At 59.4% G+C, this 17,398-nt stretch carries 13 protein-coding genes; 6 read left to right on the top strand and 7 right to left on the bottom strand.

The window, feature by feature from the left end:
- Window positions 1-246 precede the first annotated feature (246 nt).
- Together JQ553_RS05625 and JQ553_RS05620 are read right to left on the bottom strand one after the other, a co-directional pair.
- On the bottom strand, window positions 247-600 hold the full coding sequence (locus JQ553_RS05625) for a VirK family protein (RefSeq protein ID WP_212498927.1): 354 nt from the start codon (window positions 598-600) through the stop codon (window positions 247-249).
- Window positions 601-694: 94 nt separating this feature from the next.
- Entirely contained in the window at window positions 695-2,374 is a 1,680-nt protein-coding gene (locus JQ553_RS05620; protein ID WP_212498926.1) for a GMC family oxidoreductase, read from the bottom strand.
- Between the two features lie 143 nt (window positions 2,375-2,517).
- On the opposite strand from JQ553_RS05620, the gene JQ553_RS05615 reads away from it, so the two are divergent.
- Window positions 2,518-3,249: an alpha/beta hydrolase gene (locus JQ553_RS05615; RefSeq protein WP_212498925.1), complete on the top strand. Its 732-nt coding sequence runs from the start codon at window positions 2,518-2,520 to the stop codon at window positions 3,247-3,249.
- Window positions 3,250-3,975: 726 nt separating this feature from the next.
- Window positions 3,976-5,109 (top strand): murein L,D-transpeptidase family protein, encoded by a 1,134-nt coding sequence (locus JQ553_RS05610; RefSeq protein ID WP_212498924.1) that lies wholly within the window; start codon window positions 3,976-3,978, stop codon window positions 5,107-5,109.
- Window positions 5,110-5,431: 322 nt separating this feature from the next.
- Here JQ553_RS05610 and JQ553_RS05605 read toward each other — a convergent pair whose 3' ends face one another.
- Window positions 5,432-5,818, bottom strand: coding sequence for a hypothetical protein (locus JQ553_RS05605; protein WP_249143997.1), 387 nt, complete (start codon window positions 5,816-5,818; stop codon window positions 5,432-5,434).
- 1,047 nt (window positions 5,819-6,865) lie between these two features.
- On the opposite strand from JQ553_RS05605, the gene JQ553_RS34305 reads away from it, so the two are divergent.
- Complete coding sequence (locus JQ553_RS34305) at window positions 6,866-7,018, top strand: hypothetical protein (protein WP_249143996.1); 153 nt, start codon at window positions 6,866-6,868, stop codon at window positions 7,016-7,018.
- A 1,227-nt stretch (window positions 7,019-8,245) separates the two neighbouring features.
- Here JQ553_RS34305 and JQ553_RS05595 read toward each other — a convergent pair.
- Window positions 8,246-9,157: an ABC transporter substrate-binding protein gene (locus tag JQ553_RS05595; RefSeq protein ID WP_212498921.1), complete on the bottom strand. Its 912-nt coding sequence runs from the start codon at window positions 9,155-9,157 to the stop codon at window positions 8,246-8,248.
- Window positions 9,158-9,738: 581 nt separating this feature from the next.
- On the opposite strand from JQ553_RS05595, the gene JQ553_RS05590 reads away from it, so the two are divergent.
- Window positions 9,739-10,302 carry a YkgB family protein gene (locus JQ553_RS05590; protein ID WP_212498920.1) on the top strand — a complete coding sequence of 188 codons (564 nt, stop codon included), beginning with the start codon at window positions 9,739-9,741 and terminating at the stop codon, window positions 10,300-10,302.
- A gap of 557 nt (window positions 10,303-10,859) precedes the next feature.
- Here JQ553_RS05590 and JQ553_RS34300 read toward each other — a convergent pair.
- A complete protein-coding gene (locus JQ553_RS34300; protein WP_249143995.1) occupies window positions 10,860-13,256 on the bottom strand; it encodes an ATP-binding protein in 2,397 nt (798 codons plus the stop codon).
- Window positions 13,257-13,395: 139 nt separating this feature from the next.
- Between JQ553_RS34300 and JQ553_RS05580 the strand changes: the two genes are divergently transcribed.
- Entirely contained in the window at window positions 13,396-14,553 is a 1,158-nt protein-coding gene (locus tag JQ553_RS05580; RefSeq protein ID WP_212498919.1) for a branched-chain amino acid ABC transporter substrate-binding protein, read from the top strand.
- A gap of 515 nt (window positions 14,554-15,068) precedes the next feature.
- Here JQ553_RS05580 and JQ553_RS05575 read toward each other — a convergent pair.
- Together JQ553_RS05575 and JQ553_RS05570 are read right to left on the bottom strand one after the other, a co-directional pair.
- Entirely contained in the window at window positions 15,069-16,019 is a 951-nt protein-coding gene (locus JQ553_RS05575) for an ABC transporter substrate-binding protein (protein ID WP_212498918.1), read from the bottom strand.
- A gap of 362 nt (window positions 16,020-16,381) precedes the next feature.
- Window positions 16,382-16,642 (bottom strand): hypothetical protein, encoded by a 261-nt coding sequence (locus JQ553_RS05570; protein ID WP_212498917.1) that lies wholly within the window; start codon window positions 16,640-16,642, stop codon window positions 16,382-16,384.
- A gap of 172 nt (window positions 16,643-16,814) precedes the next feature.
- Between JQ553_RS05570 and JQ553_RS05565 the strand changes: the two genes are divergently transcribed.
- Window positions 16,815-17,378, top strand: coding sequence for a carboxymuconolactone decarboxylase family protein (locus JQ553_RS05565; protein WP_212498916.1), 564 nt, complete (start codon window positions 16,815-16,817; stop codon window positions 17,376-17,378).
- Window positions 17,379-17,398 lie beyond the last annotated feature (20 nt).

The following is a 17,398-nucleotide window of genomic DNA, read 5'->3' as shown; positions in this document are numbered from 1 at the left end:
GAGCGAAATGTTTCAAACGGAGAGATAACCCCAGGCTGTCCACCCCCGGCTATGCTCGGGTTATGGCGAGTTTGCAATCAGAATGTCGTTGCAAATCGGCGGCCTCCATAGCCATCACGCATGGAGCCCGCCTAACAAACCATCACGCTCACCAATGAAATACCGCACCCTTACCGATGGCGCAGTCAAAGGTAGACTCCCGAAGAATCCCGAAGGTCTTTGGATCGAGGAAAGTCGTGTGCGCCTCTACCGCTCCAGTTGGACGGACCCGGAACGACAGAAACTCGGTGACCGGGTCTTGTCTGCTCTGATGGTGAAATGCGTGGTCGAAAGCGCGATGGTCTGGTCAGCTTGAATCATATAAGCGTCGAAACGCATTCCTCCCGTCACCGCTGGACCGGCCTGCCACGTGCCGTGAAGGAGGCATTCTGACAGAGCAAGCGTCATACGAAGATCCTTGCCGTCCAGCGCCGCCTGCTTGAGGGCCACGTACTCTTGGTTTACATCGGCGGCGATCACGCGTTCATCGATTGGAAGGAACAGCACAGCTAGAGCAGCACTCGCTGTGCGGATGCGTGATATTGCATCGCGGTTTTGCATACGGGCAGACTCCTAGCGTTAGTCCTCGATATCTCATCAAACCGGCAGAGCCGCCTGATAAAATCCTCGTGTGAGGAGCGACCTCATGAATACATCATGACTGCTCCGCCAGAATATCGCTGGCTCGTTCTCCGATCACGACACAGGGAGCCATCGTGTTTCCTGTCGTGACACGGGGCATGATGGAGGCGTCGGCAATGCGTAGATTATCAATGCCGTAGACCCTTAGGCGGCCGTCAACGACCGACATGTCGTCCGTTCCCATTTTGGCGGTGCAGCTCTGATGCCAATAGCTGACCACCGAATTGCGCAGAAACTGCTCCAGGCCGCGCCCTTTGAGACTGCCCGGGATAACTTCGCGTTTGACGAACGAACGGAGTGGCGCCGAATGCGCGATTCCTCGGCAGATCTCCACCGCGGTCATCATGGCTTTCATGTCGTCCGGATGGGACAATGTGTTGGCCTCGATCTGCATCGGATCGTTTGGACCCGGGCCTGTAAGACGCAGCCGTCCCCGACTTTTCGGCCGCACGATGCCCGGGTAAATCGTCCAGGCGTTCGTCGGGAGCGTGACGCCGGATGTCTGAGGATTGGTGCGGGCGCCCTCAAGCTGAAGCGCCTGTATGTCCGGGGTTTCGAGATGGGGATCGCTCTTCCAAAAGAAGAGGGCTTCACCCTCGGCGGCCTGCATCTCCAGCGGCCTGCGGGCTTCCCATACGCATCCTTCGAGAAGAAAGTGATCCTGGAAGTTCTGTCCGACGCCCGGTAGATGCTGCACTACGGGAATATTGAGACGCCGCAGTTCGGACTCATCACCAATGCCGGACTGCATCAGAACCTTCGGCGTGTGAATTGCGCCCATCGACAGGATGATCTCACGTCCGGCGGAGATCCGATGCACCTTGCCGTTTCGAATTATTTCGATGCCCACGGCCCGCCGTCCGTCCAGGATCACGCGTGTGACAAGCGCGTGCGTGACCACCGTAAGATTGGTGCGGGCGAGGTGGGGAGCGACATAAGAGCGAAAGATGGATTGACGTTTGCCTGCGCGGTTTATTCGTTCCGCTCTCGAGCAGCCTCCCTGACTTTCCATCAGCCGGCCATTCAAGGTTTCAAAGGTGGGCATGCCGACCGCACGCGCGCCTTCGACGAACGCGAGACTTACGGGACTGGCGCGAGCGGGACGGATGAACACGGGGCCGCCGCTGCCACGATAGTCGGCCTCCGGTGTGCCATGCCAGTCTTCGATCCGTCTGTACAGATCGAGTATCGATTGATGACTCCAGGCCGGGTCGCGCGCCTCGGCGGCGAAGTAGTCCCAGTCGTTTTTGTGTCCGCGCACCCATCCCATAAGATTAATGCTTGAGCCACCGCCGAGCACCTTGCCCATGTTTTGCAGGATCGCACGGCCGTTCAGATGCGGATTCGGCTGTGCAACGAAATTCCAGTCGCGCTCGCTGCCAAGGTTGGAGAGCCATAGACTGGCGTCCATGACAGCGGGAACGTCATCAGTGCCGCCGGCCTCAAGTAATAATACATTGACCGAGGGATCGGCTGACAAGCGACCCGCAACGACCGATCCGGACGATCCTGAGCCGCACACGACGAAGTCGTAGTCGGCCTTCAGTTCTTCGGGAGCCTTCAACTGGAGGGCGGGGGCTCGATTGTCGCAGTCTTGTACCGACGACTTCCCTGAAGAAACGCGTGGGACATCTTCGATAATTCGCGCGATTGTGCACCCGGACTTCCGTCCCTCGCTCCAAACCGCCGTCATTCCCATTTCTCGTGCACACCGTGAGTTTGGCGCGCACCTTTCTCAAATCGCGCTTGTCTGTCCAGTATGGAAAACAGACTTGATGAAGGCCGACGGCTTCGCGCATCGTCTCGTGCACATCCACTCAGACGGAGATGCATGCAATGCCTAGCCCGAAACCGGCCTTTATTTTAGTTCACGGCGCGTGGGTCGATGGATCAATTTGGCAGCGGGTAATACCACTTCTCGAAGCTCAAGGTCATGTGGCTAGGTCGCTCGATCTACCTGGTTCAGGCGCTTCCGCCAAGGTCCCGATCGCCTACCACAAGCGGCCTCTTGATGTCTTAGCCTTCGCCACTGAACCTTCTCCCAACGCCGCCGTCTCACAGGAGGAGCGCACACGGGCGGTTGTTGCGCTTGCCGAGCAAACGGCGCAAGAGACCGGCAGGCCGATTGTTCTCGTTGGGCAATCACTCGGCGGTCTGACCGTCACGGCCGTTGCCGAAGCTATCCCGGACCAGCTGCGCTCGATCGTGTATATCTCCGCCTTTCTCCAATCACCGGGCATGATGGCGATCGATCTCGTCCAGCATGCAACCATGGCCGGCTCTCTGGTAGCGTCCATGTTCCTGGCAGATCCACAAGCGGTGGGCGCCCTCCGTATTGATCCCCGATCGGACAATGCCGAATATCGCGCCCTGATGAGGAGTGCGTTTTGTGCCGATGCAAGCGAAGCCGACTTCTCGTCTACCCTTGCCGGTGAGACCTGCGATGAGCCCGCTGGGGTGCTGACGGTACCGGCGCGCATCACGGCAGAACGCTTCGGCCGAGTGCCGCGCCATTACATTCGATGCCTGGAAGATGGGCGATTCCAATCGAGAGCCAGGACTTCATGATCGCCGCCGTCGATAGCGCCCTGGGCAGTCAAACCCATACCCACACGTTACCTGCCAGCCATTTTCCGTTCTACTCATACTCCAAGCCCTTAGCTGAGATACTGTTGGCCATCGCTGCCCGAAACGGCGCGAACGGGCAGTATCGCCGATGACGGTTGCGGCGCTGGAGCATGGGCACATCGAAGCGACCCCGGCGACGGAGCTGCCAGCGTCCGCGACCCATCCGGCTTTTGCCAGCCGACGACACCCGATCTAGGCGGGGGTGTTCGCGGTTCTTCACCTTGATCTGCGATGTCCGCTTTAATCCTAACAGCGGCGTGGGAGCAGACATTGAACGACGTCCGGGAAGGGCCGATTCTGTTGGAAAAGTCCTTCGGCGAGCAGGCCCATTCTTTAAGGGCTACTGATGCGCCTTAACGCGGCTCGAGGTGGGGGACCACGCCAATCTAATCAGGACCGCTGGGTGATCTTCCCAGCTTTATTAGGAAGGCTTTTCTTGTTGGCGCTCGCTCTGAGCTGATTTAAGTGCGGTTCTTGCCGTGGCGCTATTTTCGACTTTTTCAAAAGTATCGTCCAGAAGCGGACGACGAGACCGAGCGTCTTGGCATCCCCAGGGCCGACGATAGGCTCGAACTTCTCCGGTGACTGCGTCCATCTGGGCTTGCCTTACGAACCCACTGACTACACGCTACCCAAATGAGCAGATTCCACGCCCGAGGTAGGGTCATGATCGGCGCCACGGCACTCCGTGCGCTTGTGCTGACTGCAGCTTTTTTCGCGGCGTTGTCGCCGGCCACCTGCCTTGGCGAAAACAGCAACCGCTTGCCGGCCAAGGCAACAAAGGAGCTACCACCCGAGTTGCTCTCGCTGCTCCGACAAAAGAAGATGCCAAAATACTCGCCTATCCTTGTGCGCGTCTTCAAGCAAGAGGCGGAGCTCGAAGTCTGGAAACAGGACACCACCGGCCTTTTCAAAATCCTCAAGGTGTACCCGATCTGTCGGTGGTCGGGGGATCTCGGGCCGAAACTGAAGGAGGGTGACCGTCAGGCTCCAGAGGGGTTCTATACGATTACTCCCGAGCTGATGAATCCCAACTCCGATTACCATCTTGCGATCAACGTCGGCTTTCCCAACAGCTTCGACAAGGCAAACAATCGCGACGGAAGCTTACTCATGATCCATGGCGACTGCTCATCGAGCGGTTGCTATGCCATGACCGACGAACAGATAAGCGAGATCTATTCGCTAGCGCGGGACTCATTCCTCGGCGGCCGACCGTCCTTTCAGGTCCAGGCTTATCCATTCCGCCTGACGCCGGCAAACCTGGCGCAGCACCGAAATAGCCCGAACCTCTCCTTCTGGAAAATGCTCAAAGTCGGCAACGATCACTTTGAGACGACGCATCTCGAACCTAAGGTGGACGTGTGCAATCGACGCTATGTGTTCGATGCGCAAGCTCCACCAAATTCGCCGTATCCTCTCGTGTTCAGTCCCACCGATAAATGCCCCGCGTTTGTCGTGGATTCCAAAATTGCGCGGCGGGCGCTTGAGAAGCAACGCACCGACGAACGCGAATTCGCGCGATTGCTCAATGACAACGTGCCGGCAGCCCCGATCTACAGCGGACTGGACGGCGGAATGAACGAGGCGTTTCTGGCAAAATATCTGGTCAGAGTGACGCTTGCGAAAGTGATGCCGTATGCATCTTATCTGCCGCAACTGCCGCCAATCCCCTGGGTCACCAACGATGGTTCGTTGACGAGTAGATGGTTTGGCACCTCGTTCTCGAAACCGATTGCATGTGATCTGGCTCGTACCAGCTTCCTGTCGACCGTCGTGGAAGGAGACGACGGCTGCTAGAGCGCCCTGTCTACTTCAGGCTTGCATCCAGAGTCAGCTGCCGGGTCACTGCCAGACGTCGCCAATGCTTTCTCAAGGTCTGGCAACGCCCGGAAGCGGAGTGCGATGAAGCACTGCGCGAGGTCGGCTCGGGCCAGGTGTGGACCCATGCGTCTCAACTAAGAGCGAGTTACTCGATCACCTCGTCGGCGCGGATGAGCAACGACACGGGAATCACCAGGCCGATAACGCAGGCCTTGCGTACTGTTGCACGCGGTCGGCCATACAGGAACCGGCAGGTGCTCGAACGGCAACGTGCCTCCTCGTGCAACCGGTACGTCGGCTAAGGTCGAGGCGTCAAATAACGCGACGAGAGCGGGAGTTGAAGAATCTTGAAGCCTTTTATTTCAGGAAACGCATCTGCTGCGTCCACGGACACCAGGGCCGCGACCGCAGCCGGCACCTCGCCATTGACCAGCCGATCGATCGCCGCCGTGTGCCCTGCGCTGAGTTGAACCACGGGACCTCCTGCTGCCACGATCGCGATCATGATATCGACTCTCGATGCGGAATACCTGTCATCGATGGCAACGTTTTTTTCAGTGAGGGCGAATACCGACGGGATCTCGGGTCGAACGATTACAACGGCAACCAGGGGCTGTGTGTCAGGCGACGCACCTGCAATCGGGTCCGCCCCGTCACGCGCCGCTGTTGCGGCCGAGACCGTCATTCGCTCTGCAACCGCCGTCGCGGCCGCCACCTGCTCCTGTATTGTCCTGCTATTGGAATTCGGAGCAGGCCCCACGGTGGACCGCGGATCCGCGACGCTTAGCCCAGTCGTACCGGGACCTGCGGCGGGGAGGCTGCCTTTGCTCTCGAGTTCCGTCTTCAATGAAGGGGGCGGGAGCGGGACGCCGGTTGCCGGAGGCTCTGCCTTTGCGGCGGTGGTGATTGTCGCCTTGGTAGCGAGATGTGCCCGCGCCCTGTCACGGGCACGATGAGCCGGCTGCTTTTTAGAGGCTGCCGCAATGGTAAACTTGGCCGGTTTTGTTCGGCGATTGGTTTTGGATGACGCGAGTTTGACCGGCCGATCGGCAGCCGTCCTATTGGAGCAGGCGAAGCCGTGTTTGTCGGTGCACGATTCCACGGCCGCTTGGTGCGGTGGTTGACGACTACAGCCGACCAGGGTCGCGACCAGCGCGATGATGAGAGGTGTTCTCAAGCAATCACCCTAGAGGATGAATTTCTGCCGGTAATCTCTCTGCGTATTGATCTCCGCGCTGATCGTTATCTTTTGTGCGAAAATGTTAAACGAGCATTAAGCGTCCGCTGCCCAGTACGAGAAACCGCCGGATGGTTAACGCCAGAGGTGCAGCGCATCACATTGATTCAAGCGGCGGATCGCGCCTGCTATAGCGACATTCTTCGACAGGTAGGGCTGACAGAACACTGATTCTCAAACCGCAAACGAGTCGCCGGCCCAATACCGCCAACGTCCGCAACGGGTTCAAAAGGCGGCATCAGTCAGGATGATGGCCATGTCCGCTTTAGCCCTCGAAGGCGGACATCACGGACGTCAAATTGAATGTCCGAGAGGCGGCCTTAATCCTTTTCGGAAAGCTCTCTCTTGGTAATAAAGTCGTCGATAACTTTTTTGGCGCGCGCTAGCCAAAGGTGCTTGAGGCATCCGGTCCGCGTCGTAGAGGAAGACACGTTCCCACTACCTTGGGCCGAACCGAGCCGCGCGCGGTCCGCCGTCGCGGAAATGTCGAGCGCGGTGAAGGACGCCGTCGATCGGGTCGGTGATGCCGTCGAGGCCGGTCGACGTGCCGGTATGCCGGTCGACGCAGTCAGCCGCGTCGCTCGTGTGACGCCATTGGCCTCGCTGCTGATCGCGTTTTTGTCGGGCGTCGCCTACGCGCGATACTGAACACAGGCCCTATTTGCCCCCATCCCTTATCTGAGCGGCCAATCGATCAAGCTGAGTTGCGAGACGTCTAAAGCTTTGCGCGATGTGGATCAGCAAGACCGCGCGCTTCGGGGGGATATCCGTTTCTTCCGCAAGATTGCTGTATTCGTTTGCGAGCCTTTGGCATTCTGCGGCAGTCAGCATAGTGGCGGGCCTTTGGCCACTGGCGGCGGTCGCCAACAACGCCAGGGAAGCCTTTTGGGTCCTATTGCGGCCCGGGGCGGGAACTCGCCCAGCCTAGGAACGAAACCTGGGGCCCCGTGGTTGGCACGGCTCCAACAGGAGTTGTCAATGCCGAGAGAAAATGATCTCGAGGGCCGACAGGACATGGGCGGAAAGCACGGCGGACAGGCGGGCATGCCGAAGCCGGAGAACCGGAGTGCGGCTCAGCAGGGCATCGTGCGAGACGAAAAGGGGCAGGAGCAGCCAGTGGACAAAGCGCGGTCCCGTGGAGAACGTCCGCCTGGCGACTCTCAGAACGGCGACAAATGAGTTTGTTGCTGCTTATCGGATCACGATCTCCATCCCTTAGTGAATAGCGCGGCGTGCCCGAAATGAATCGGCCCCAACAGGTGAGTGGACTGACCTGCTGGAGCCGCATTTCGAAGGCCGGATCCTGCGTCACAATCGGCCGTGTCCTAGTTCGCAAATGCCAATGTTCGAAATGAGACCCAACTGAGGCGGCTTACTCCTGTTGGCGCCGCCGCTCGGCTCGAGCGTCCAAATACACCACGATTGCAAACGTCGTGCCTAGCGCGAGCAGGCCAACACCGCCCGCAATCAAAACCATGATATCCATAGAACAAGTATTTCTACGGAGCCTTGGAACAACAATTCACGAAACATTAGCGGCTGGAATAAACCAGCCCCACGGTCATTGGTCTCTCTTCAGCTTGCGCTTGCCCCAATGGTGGTCTTCCCTGTCTGGATTGAACTCGCGAACCTTGTGCCGGTTCAGCGCCCGCTGGAACCCGATCCGCGCTAGCATCGTTGGCGCTGTTGCGCTCGACCGCTAGTATACACGCTCGAGCGAGCAACCGTTACCTTGGCATCGAGGTCGATGACGCGCTCGCGATAGCGGAACAAGTTGACGTCTGATGTACCCGGGCAGAGCGGACATGCTCTGCCCCAATGTCATCGGCCGGTTTTGGCGAAAACCGGACTCATGCGGTGCGGCAAATAGCAGCCCTATTCGATCACATCGTCAGCTTGGGCGAGCAGCGTGGGCGGCACTGTGAGGCCGAGTGACGTGGCGGTCTTGAGGTTGACGACAAGCTGGAATTTGACCGGCGACTGGACGGGAAGGTCTGCTGGCGTCGCTCCATTGAGGACACGATCGACATAGCCTGCGACGCGCCGAAACAAGTCCGGCACATCTACCCCGTAGGATACCAATCCGCCGTTTCGAGCGAAGTAGTCGTACTGGTAAATGGTCGGCACGCGGTAGCGAGCCGCATGTTCAATGATGCTGGCCCGGTTCACGACCAAGAAGATATCGGGCGGGATGATGGCGCCTGCCTCTTGCGAGCGACTGCTGGAAGTGAAGATGGCCTCGATGTCCGAGACGCTGCGGACGGGAGCCGCACTGACCTCGATGGCGTGAGCTTTCGCGGCGGCTTCGATCGAACGAAGAAAGATCTGGCCCGCACCCGGCGCAGTATCAGGATTGAACAGAACGTTGGCACGTTTGACGTCGGGAAATATCTCCTTGAGAATCTGCAGCCATTTTCCGCCCATGGAAAATTCGAAATTGGAAAATCCTGTAACATTGCCGCCGGGCTTAGCAAGGCTCTTCACGAACCCCTGGGCCAACGGCTCGGTTACAGTCACAAACAGGATCGGCGTGGCCGACGTCTCGCTCTTCAACGCGATAGTTGCCGGTGAGGTGTGGGCGATGACCACGTTAGGATTGCCAGCCATTACCTCCTTGGCTGCCTGCTTGATTCGACCGACATCAGCACCGGCCCAACGATAATCCAATTGGATATTCTTGCCGTCGATCCATCCCGCCGCACGAAGTCCATCGTCGAGTGCGTCGGCATAACTTTGCCGAAGGGGATCGTTTTCACGAATTGCCATAAGCACGCCGATGCGTTTCATCCGCTCAGGCTGCTGAGCGCGCGCAATGATCGGCCACGTAGCCGCCGTACCACCAAGGAGCGTGACGAACTCGCGCCGATGCATATCCCTGCCCCGTGCAATGCATCAAGCCTAGCACCTTGCGACAGTCCAACGAATGAGAAAGGGTAAATAATCTTCGCCAAGACGCTGCGACCCTATGTCCGCCTTGGGTCAACAGCGGCGGTCGACGCCTCTCAGGCCTTGCGTCAGGTCTCCCCCAAAAGCCGACATGCCGACCGCCGGCGCATACTTCGGCTGCCAACATCGGACTTGTGCTCTGAATTTATTGAGCACTTGGGAGCAAGTAAGAGCAATTCCAAGCATTGCTCCTTTAGTTCTGCTTTTCTACCTCTGGGTGACGATGGTGATTGGGTCAGGCACCGCCGCTCAGTTCACCGAGTCCTCCGGGCGAGACGATGGAGCATATAATTGAGCCCATAAAGCATTATCAATCTCAGTCGCACGCTTATGATGACATTGGTTGTCATCAGCCGGATGCGATCTTGGCTTCGGAGTGCGATCCCGGGGATTGCTTGGCCTTCTCGTTGAGGAAAAATCCAATGAACGCTATCGCTCAGCTTCTCGCCCGCACGGGCCTCCTGAAGCTCGATTATCACCTGCTCCGCGCCGCAATGGTGATTATCTTCGCATGGTTCGGGTACGATAAATGGTTCGAATCGGAGATCAGAGGACTGCTGCCCATAATTACCCACGGCCCGCTTATCTCCTGGACGATTCCGGTTTTGGGCATTCGCGGCACCGCTATTCTTCTCGGCACCTCAGAATGGACCTTCGGCACGTTGCTGCTTCTGGGTTTCTGGAACAACAAAGCGGGCATGCTCGGCGCCCTCGGTTCGACCTTCACCTTCATCGCTACCTTCACGGCATTTCCGTTCGTTCCGGACGCGTGGGATGCTGGCGCCGGAGGCTTTCCAGCGATGACGAATAATTCGGCCTTCCTTCTGAAGGATCTCGTGCTGCTCGCCGTCTCTGTCTACCTCCTGAAGGAAGATGTTAAACGGATCGTCACCCGGAACGAAGGCACCGCCCGAACCGGACTCCAAGCCAATTCGCCAGCGGTTGCATCGGGCAGCCCCACAGGGGCTACACCATCAACTCGATGAGCAACACTGGTGCCTGCGTCGTTCCGCTCTTCGGAACGGCCGCTGGCTTCATCGCCCTCTTGGTGGTTATGGCGAGCACGGCGGTGCACGTCACCTGACAGGGTCCGCAATTCAATAAGCGCCGGCGCCCGGCGCGCGGGTCGTCACCATCGGCATACCCGGATGGGTTTGGGCGTGATCATCCTCGGTGAAAGTGGGTTGATATGGTGGGCCACAGAACGCGCACGGGGGCCGACGCTGTTCACCGCGCGAGGTCCGTTGTGGGTCAAGAACCGCAATGCTCTAATTGAGCAGAACATTTCCGCTTAGACCCCGATTCTGTTGAAAAAGTCCTCTGCGTTGAGCAGGCCCAATTATTAAGGGCTACTGATGCGCCTTAACGCCGCTGGAGGTAAGGGACCACTCCAATCTAGTCAGGACCGCTCGGTGATCTTCCTAGCTTTATTACGAAGGCTTTTCTTGTTGGTGCTCGCTCTGAGCTGACTTAAGCGCGGTTTTTGCCGTGGCGTTATTTTCGACTTTTTCAACAGTATCGGCCAACTGCAGACATCCAAAGCTCATCCCATCCTTCCCGCCACCGCATGCCGCCGGCACGGTAGCCGCACAGTGAACTCGGTGAAGTCGCCGACTTCGCTATCGACCGTGATGGTGCCGCCGTGCTGTTGCGTTACGATCTCGTAGCTGATCGACAGGCCGAGGCCGGTGCCCTCGCCGGTCGGCTTGGTCGTGAAGAAAGGCTGGAACAGTTTTTCCCTGTTTTCCGGCGGAATGCCGATGCCATTGTCGCGTACCCGGACTTCGATGCTTTCGCCGAACCCGCGGGTTGTGATCTTCAGTGTTGGGAGGTAAGAGCCGTCGCCCTCGCGGCTCCGCTTACTAGTGGCATAGAGGCCATTGCCTATGAGGTTAAGGAGCACGCGAGTCAGCTCCTGCGGTACCACCTCGACCAACGCGAGATTGCGGTCGAAATCGCGCTCCATTGCGACGCTGAAGCTCTGGTCCTGGGCACGCGCTCCGTGATAGGCAAGATTCAAGGCCTCTTCGACGAGCGCATTGAGGTCAGTCGCTTGCCAATCGTCGCTGCTGCCACGTGAGTGCTGCAGCATGCTTCGGACGATGCCGTCGGCGCGACGACCGTGCTCGACGATCTTCTTTAGATTCCCCGTCAGCATTCCGATCGTCTCGACAATCTCCGCCCGTTTGTTGGAATCCGGCGGCCCGATTGTCTGCGCCGTTGATCCTTTGAGCTCGTCCAGCAGCTCGACCGAGAGATCGGCAAAGTTGTTGACGAAATTCAAGGGGTTTTTGATCTCGTGCGCGATGCCGGCGGTGAGTTGCCCAAGGGCCGCCATCTTCTGCGCATGAACCAATGCCTCCTCAGCGCGCTTGAGACGCGTCAAGTCGAAGTAGGTGAGCATCCGCCCGCCATCTGGGAGAGGCACGACCTCATACTGGAGCACGCGCCCGTCGGGGCGATGCCATTCTTGCGGTGGCGATGATGCCGCGCGCACCTCAGCCACGCGACGGGCAACATAATTCGCCCACTCCTCCTCGGGCACGCCATGCAGGCCGCGGACGACGTAGCCCAGCAGCAGCTCTTCCAGGGTAGGGCGCACCCGGAGGACCGTATCGGAGAGCTCCCAGACATCGCGGAAAGCGCGGTTGTACATCCTCACCCGCAACTCGGGGTCGAGGATGAGTACGCCGTAGTCGATCGTATCCAGGACCACTTGACGCTCACGCAGCCGCTGCTCCTCAACCTCCACGGCCGTATCGCGGAACACGCGGAGCGCGTCTGCCATGCGGCCGATCTCGTCCTCTCCAGCCGCGGGTAGGGGTACCTTGAGCTCGCCGCCAGCGATCTGGAGCATGGTGCCGGCGAGAGCCTTCAGCCGGCCGATCAGCTGGCGATCGACGTAGAGCCAGACGATCAACGCTGAGCTCAGAAGGCTGGCTAGCACGATCGCGCCAAGCACAGCGGTGCTCAGTTGGCGGACACGCCTAGATTCGGCGCTGGCGGCCGCAATGTCCGCTTTAGCGCCGGCCACGAGTTGATCTACCGCCTCGGTTAGACCACGCGAAAGGGCAGCGTTCTCGGCCAGCATCCGCTCGCCCCGGCCAAGCGCCTGGAGTTCGCGCTCGCGAGCTGCGGGCAAGCCCTCCGGTCCGTCGGCGAGTGCGCCGAGTTCGTGCACTCGGTCAAGGAAGCGATCCCGAAGTGAGGGCTCGAATTCGGTCGCAATCGCCCCGAGCGCGGATAGCGAGCGTTTGAGCGACAAGGCGAGCAGCGACAGGTCCGTCAAAGAGGGGGCGTCAGCGGCCTTAAGAAGGCTGTCATTGGCTGCCGCGATCTCGAGCTGGGCCTTCTGCATCGGAATCACACCAGCAACCGTACGGGCGAGGTTCTCAGCAGAACCCGCAGCTTCCGTGCGGCGCCATGCCGCGATTTGGGAGTCGAGCACGAGAATGCCCGGAGCTACCAGCCGGTGCGTGCCAACCACTGTGGTCGAGAGCCGGCTAAGGAGTTTCGCTTTCGTCTGGGCGGTCGCGAGCCTCTCGGCCACGAGCTTGTCGAGCGCGTCGAGGTTGCTGCCGAGCGCCGCCCCCGCGACCTCAATAGGGCCGAACACGGCCGGCGCACTGGTGTCACGCAGTTTGGCCAGGATCGCCTCCAGGCTGGCAAGCTGGGTGCGAATATCGGCGGCAACCTTCGCGCGACCGGCTTCGTTCGGTGCTGCAAGAAGCGCCGAGGCGGCGGTGGCGATCCGCTCGGCTTGGCGCGACAGCTCCAACAATGCGAGCGCGGCCGGGGCGCGCTCCTCGGTAGTCCGCTCAACGACCCGGCCGAGTTCGAGGAAGGCCCACATGGAGGCCGCCGCGGCGAGCACGGCAAAAGCACTGATGCCGAGGAATGCGACCAGCAGCCGCCAGCGTACGCTAACAAGTCCCGGCATGGTCTTGTCCTTCGCGCCAGCCCCTCGGTCGCGTTTGCGAGAACAGGAATCAGGACGAAATCATCGGGCCCTACTTTTAAGCTATAGTTCCGGAAAACCGGATAGGCGACAAGCATACGGTATGAAACAGGGAGGAAAAATGCGCGTCTCAGCATTATTCGGCCGCTCTCTCATCGGTCTGGCCCTTCTTGCCATCGCCGCCGCCTCGGGCAGCGGTGTTGCAGGGGCTGAAATGAGAATCGCAGTTGCCGGGCCGTTGAGCGTCTCCCCAATGACCGCACAGTACGCGACGTTTGGTGAAGAGCTGCGACGCGGCGCCGAACTGGCTGTGCGGGATGTCAACGAGAGCGGCGGCATCAATGGCCAGAAGCTCACCCTCGTGATCGCCGACGACGCGGGCTGCGACCCCAAGATGGCGGTGGAGGTCGCGAATGAACTCGCTAGGCAGGGGATCGTTTTCGTCGATGGGCATTATTGTTCGAGCGCCTCGATCCCGGCCTCGCGGGTTTACCACGACAAGGGCGTGTTGATGATCAGCCCAGGTTCGACCAACCCGCGGCTCACCGACCAGGGCTTTGCGAACGTCTTCCGCGTCTGCGGGCGCGACGACGTGCAAGGCGCGTTTGCCGCTGACTACGTCGTCGACCATAAGCTGGCGGACAGGATCGCTATTGTTCATGATCAGAGCGCATACGGCAAAGGCATTGCCGACGAGTTTAGGAGGAGGCTAAACGAGCGCGGTGTCCGGGAGACGATGTCAGAGGCCGTCAGGCAGGGTGATAGGGAGTTCAGCGAGCTGATCAAGAAGATGAAGGACGCCGGCATCGGTCTGATCTACTTCGGCGGCTACTTCACCGAGAGCGGCCTGTTTGTACGCCAAGCGCGCGGGTATGGTCTGACCGCTACGATGATGGTGACCTCCGGCTCGTTTAATCAGGAATACTGGGACCTCGCTGGTTCTGCCGCAGAGGGGACGTTGGTGACCTTCGGCCCGGAGCCGCGCAAGCTGGCGTCGGCGTCTGAGGTGGTGAAGAGGTTCGAGGCCGAGGGCTTTAGCCCGGAGGGCTATACCCTCTATGCCTACGCTGCGATCCAAGTCTTTGCCGCGGCTGCCAGGAGGGCTGCCTCGTCTGGGCTCGATGCGCTGGTGAAGGCATTACACGAAGGTACATACGAGACCGTGCTCGGACCAATCACCTTCGACGGCAAGGGCGACGTCCAGGGCTTCAAATACTCGATGTACCGCTGGCACGACCGCACTTATGAGGAAATCTGCTGCCGCCCTCCCGGGAAGTAGCTGGTCGAGTCAACCGGCCAACAGCTTGATGGCGGAATGAGCCCGATTGGGTCCCTGCTATGGCAGTATCGCGGCCACCGTCGGCCGACAGTTCTTTCGCGAGCAGCTTGAATGCTTTCCATCAGCCGAGTTTCGAGAGCAAGCTTTTGTTCCTTGCCGCCCGAGGTGGTGGCCTCGCACAGCTCCCTGCTTACTACCAGAACCTCGGCGCATAGCAGTCGTCGGACCGGATGACGAACACGTAACACGATCACATCCTGATCATCAGCACAGGATGCATCGAGGGCGTATTACAGTAAGGAGCAAGCTCCTTATGCACCCAGCTCAATTCGAGCATACTGTCGATCTGGCTTTGCGAGCCATGTCCGATGTGGGTCAATCGCGTCAGTTTTGGCCCGTTCGCCGGATCTCTGCTTATCCTCTGACAGCGGCGGAATAGCAGACATCCCACAGAGCTGCTTGGGGCCAAAACCGGTCCCGCCCTTCTGCAACAACGCATGAGAGCGGAAGGGCTGTTACTCGATCACCTCGTCGGCGCGGGCGAGCACCGTGGGCGGTACGGTGAGGCCGAGCGCCTTCGCGGTCCTGAGGTTGATCACGAGCTCGAATGTCGTAGGCTGCTGCACGGGCAGTTGACCGGGCTGCTCGCCCTTTAGGATGCGATCCACATATCCGCCGGCGCGTCGCCAGAGATCAGCAACAGACGGCCCGTAGGTGAACAACGCTCCAGCGCTCGCGACGATCTTGAATTCAGCGCTCAGCGGCAGCTTGTGCTGTATGGCAAGGGCGGCGACATGCGCCCGGTGGGTTGTTTGAATTGCATCACTTGACGCGAAAATGGCATCGGCACGAGCCTTCGCTGCCGCCAGCATGCCTGCCTCTATTTGAGCGACAGTGGTAATTTCGACTGACTGGACTTCGACGCCTACTGCGCGCCCTGCAGCCTCCGTCTCCTTTAACTGCAAGGCGATGCTAGCGTTGTTGGGATCCCACAGAAATGCAAGGCGGGTAAGGCCGGGAACTATTTCCCCGCTCAGTTGGAGGCGCTTCTTGACTACTTCCGTTGACTGCAAGCTGAACCCGGTGATGTTTCCGCCCGGGCGCGCCAAACTGGAAACGAGCCCGGCACCGACGGGATCACCACCAGCGCCGATGACTATGGGCACACTATTAGTTTGCATTTTCAGGGCGCGAACGGCCGGCGTTCCGGCCCCGACAATGACGTCGACGTTAGCGGCCACGAGCTCCGAAGCGAGACGGGGTAAAATGTCAATCCTCCCGTCTGCATACTTGATCTCGAAAGCGATGTTCCGCAGCTCAAACCAACCCAGCTCATGAAGGCTTCGTTGTAACGCAGAAATCCGAGCGCGGGCTTCTAAATCATCCGCGGCCAAGTTCATGAGCACGCCGACGCGGCGCACCGGCTCTGTGCGCTGGGCTCGCGACAAGCGCGGCCAATATGTCATGGCTCCGGTGCTACCAACTAGCGCAATGAACTCCCGTCGCCTCACGCGTGCTCCCTCAGTCCGAGGATTGCACCCTACCACACCGTTGTAGGGCCGCGTTGTGCATCACAGAGAATCTCGGCGGCCAATGTCTCAGTTGGGCCAAAACCGGCGATGCTCCGATCGGGCAGAACATTTCTGCTTCACCCCGAATGCCCGACATTTGAGCGGACATCGTCGAGGGACGCTTCGGGCCACTTCCAGACTCGTGCACTGCAGGCAAAGATTTGCTCGACCGCCAGGCTTAAGCGGCTATTTAACGGCCGGTGATCGACGAGAGCCCTGACGTCCGCGGCGACGATCGCTGCTAGCCGGCCGGGAGTTCATTCGGGCATTCCCGCCTTTCGCATTGCATCCGTAAATCGACCATGACGTCCCGGACCCACGACTGTGGAGACGCGCCGGCCTGGTGCGATCTCAAGCACACGCTTCATCGCGCGCTTCGCTTTTTCGAGGTCGCCAACCAACGCGCTACCTAGCGCGACCGCCATCGCTGCGTCAGGGGCGTTCGGCTGGTCGCGTAGCGCTTTTTCAGCCCAAAGCAACGCTTCCTCGTAGCGATGCGCGCGGATAGCCTTGCGCACTCCACCGAGTCTAGCGTTCGCCGACAAGGGCCAGCGCGCCTTCCGACGAAAAGTAAGTCCATAGCACTGACTATTTAACTCTAAGGCAGCGGCTTAGTTGAACTTAGAGCGTTCGATTGGGCGCAAATTGTAACTTATCCGATCAAACGGTTCCGAAGTGGAGAACAGAGCGATGCGATTGCCCCTCATTCCGCCCGATAGGCTCAGCGATGAACAGAAGGTCTTGGCAGCCGACATGAAGGAGGGAATAGCCAAGAGCTTCCAGGGATTCGTGAACATCCGCGATGATGGCACGTTATTAGGCCCCTGGAATCCTTGGCTACGAGAGCCCAAGTTCGGCAAACCTGTTTGGGAATTGACCAAGGCGATGGCGTTCAACCCGAGTTTACCGCCAGCGGTCAGGGAGGTCGCGATCCTAGTGACGGGAGCGCATTTCAGATCCGCATACGAACTTTACGCCCACGTCATCGTAGCCGAGAGGAAAGGCTTATCCGACGAAAAGCTCGCGACCATCGTAGCGGGCCAGCGTCCAGTCGATCTCACAAAACAAGAAGCCGTTGCCTATGACTTCGCATCGGCGCTCGTATCAGGCGGAGTATTGCCGGAGTTGACCTATAGAGCCGCGGTGGAGCAATTCGGCGAACACGGCGCTGCGGAGTTGTCCTATCTTATCGGACTCTATTGCATGGTGTCGGTCACCCTCAACACGTTCGATGTGCCGATCCCGGAGTCGTGAGATTCACGCCTAACCGGTCA

The organism is Bradyrhizobium lablabi (genome assembly GCF_018131005.1).
Lineage (GTDB): Bacteria > Pseudomonadota > Alphaproteobacteria > Rhizobiales > Xanthobacteraceae > Bradyrhizobium > Bradyrhizobium lablabi_D.
Note: the sequence above shows the minus strand (reverse complement) of the source record. Positions and strands in the feature narration are given on the sequence as shown.

Coding starts and splice junctions, on each gene's coding strand:
- JQ553_RS05625 (WP_212498927.1), bottom strand. CDS start 600: ATGCAAAACCGCGATGCAATATCACGCATCCGCACAGCGAGTGCTGCT.
- JQ553_RS05620 (WP_212498926.1), bottom strand. CDS start 2,374: ATGACGGCGGTTTGGAGCGAGGGACGGAAGTCCGGGTGCACAATCGCG.
- JQ553_RS05615 (WP_212498925.1), top strand. CDS start 2,518: ATGCCTAGCCCGAAACCGGCCTTTATTTTAGTTCACGGCGCGTGGGTC.
- JQ553_RS05610 (WP_212498924.1), top strand. CDS start 3,976: ATGATCGGCGCCACGGCACTCCGTGCGCTTGTGCTGACTGCAGCTTTT.
- JQ553_RS05605 (WP_249143997.1), bottom strand. CDS start 5,818: ATGACGGTCTCGGCCGCAACAGCGGCGCGTGACGGGGCGGACCCGATT.
- JQ553_RS05595 (WP_212498921.1), bottom strand. CDS start 9,157: ATGAAACGCATCGGCGTGCTTATGGCAATTCGTGAAAACGATCCCCTT.
- JQ553_RS05590 (WP_212498920.1), top strand. CDS start 9,739: ATGAACGCTATCGCTCAGCTTCTCGCCCGCACGGGCCTCCTGAAGCTC.
- JQ553_RS34300 (WP_249143995.1), bottom strand. CDS start 13,256: ATGCCGGGACTTGTTAGCGTACGCTGGCGGCTGCTGGTCGCATTCCTC.
- JQ553_RS05580 (WP_212498919.1), top strand. CDS start 13,396: ATGCGCGTCTCAGCATTATTCGGCCGCTCTCTCATCGGTCTGGCCCTT.
- JQ553_RS05575 (WP_212498918.1), bottom strand. CDS start 16,019: ATGACATATTGGCCGCGCTTGTCGCGAGCCCAGCGCACAGAGCCGGTG.
- JQ553_RS05565 (WP_212498916.1), top strand. CDS start 16,815: ATGCGATTGCCCCTCATTCCGCCCGATAGGCTCAGCGATGAACAGAAG.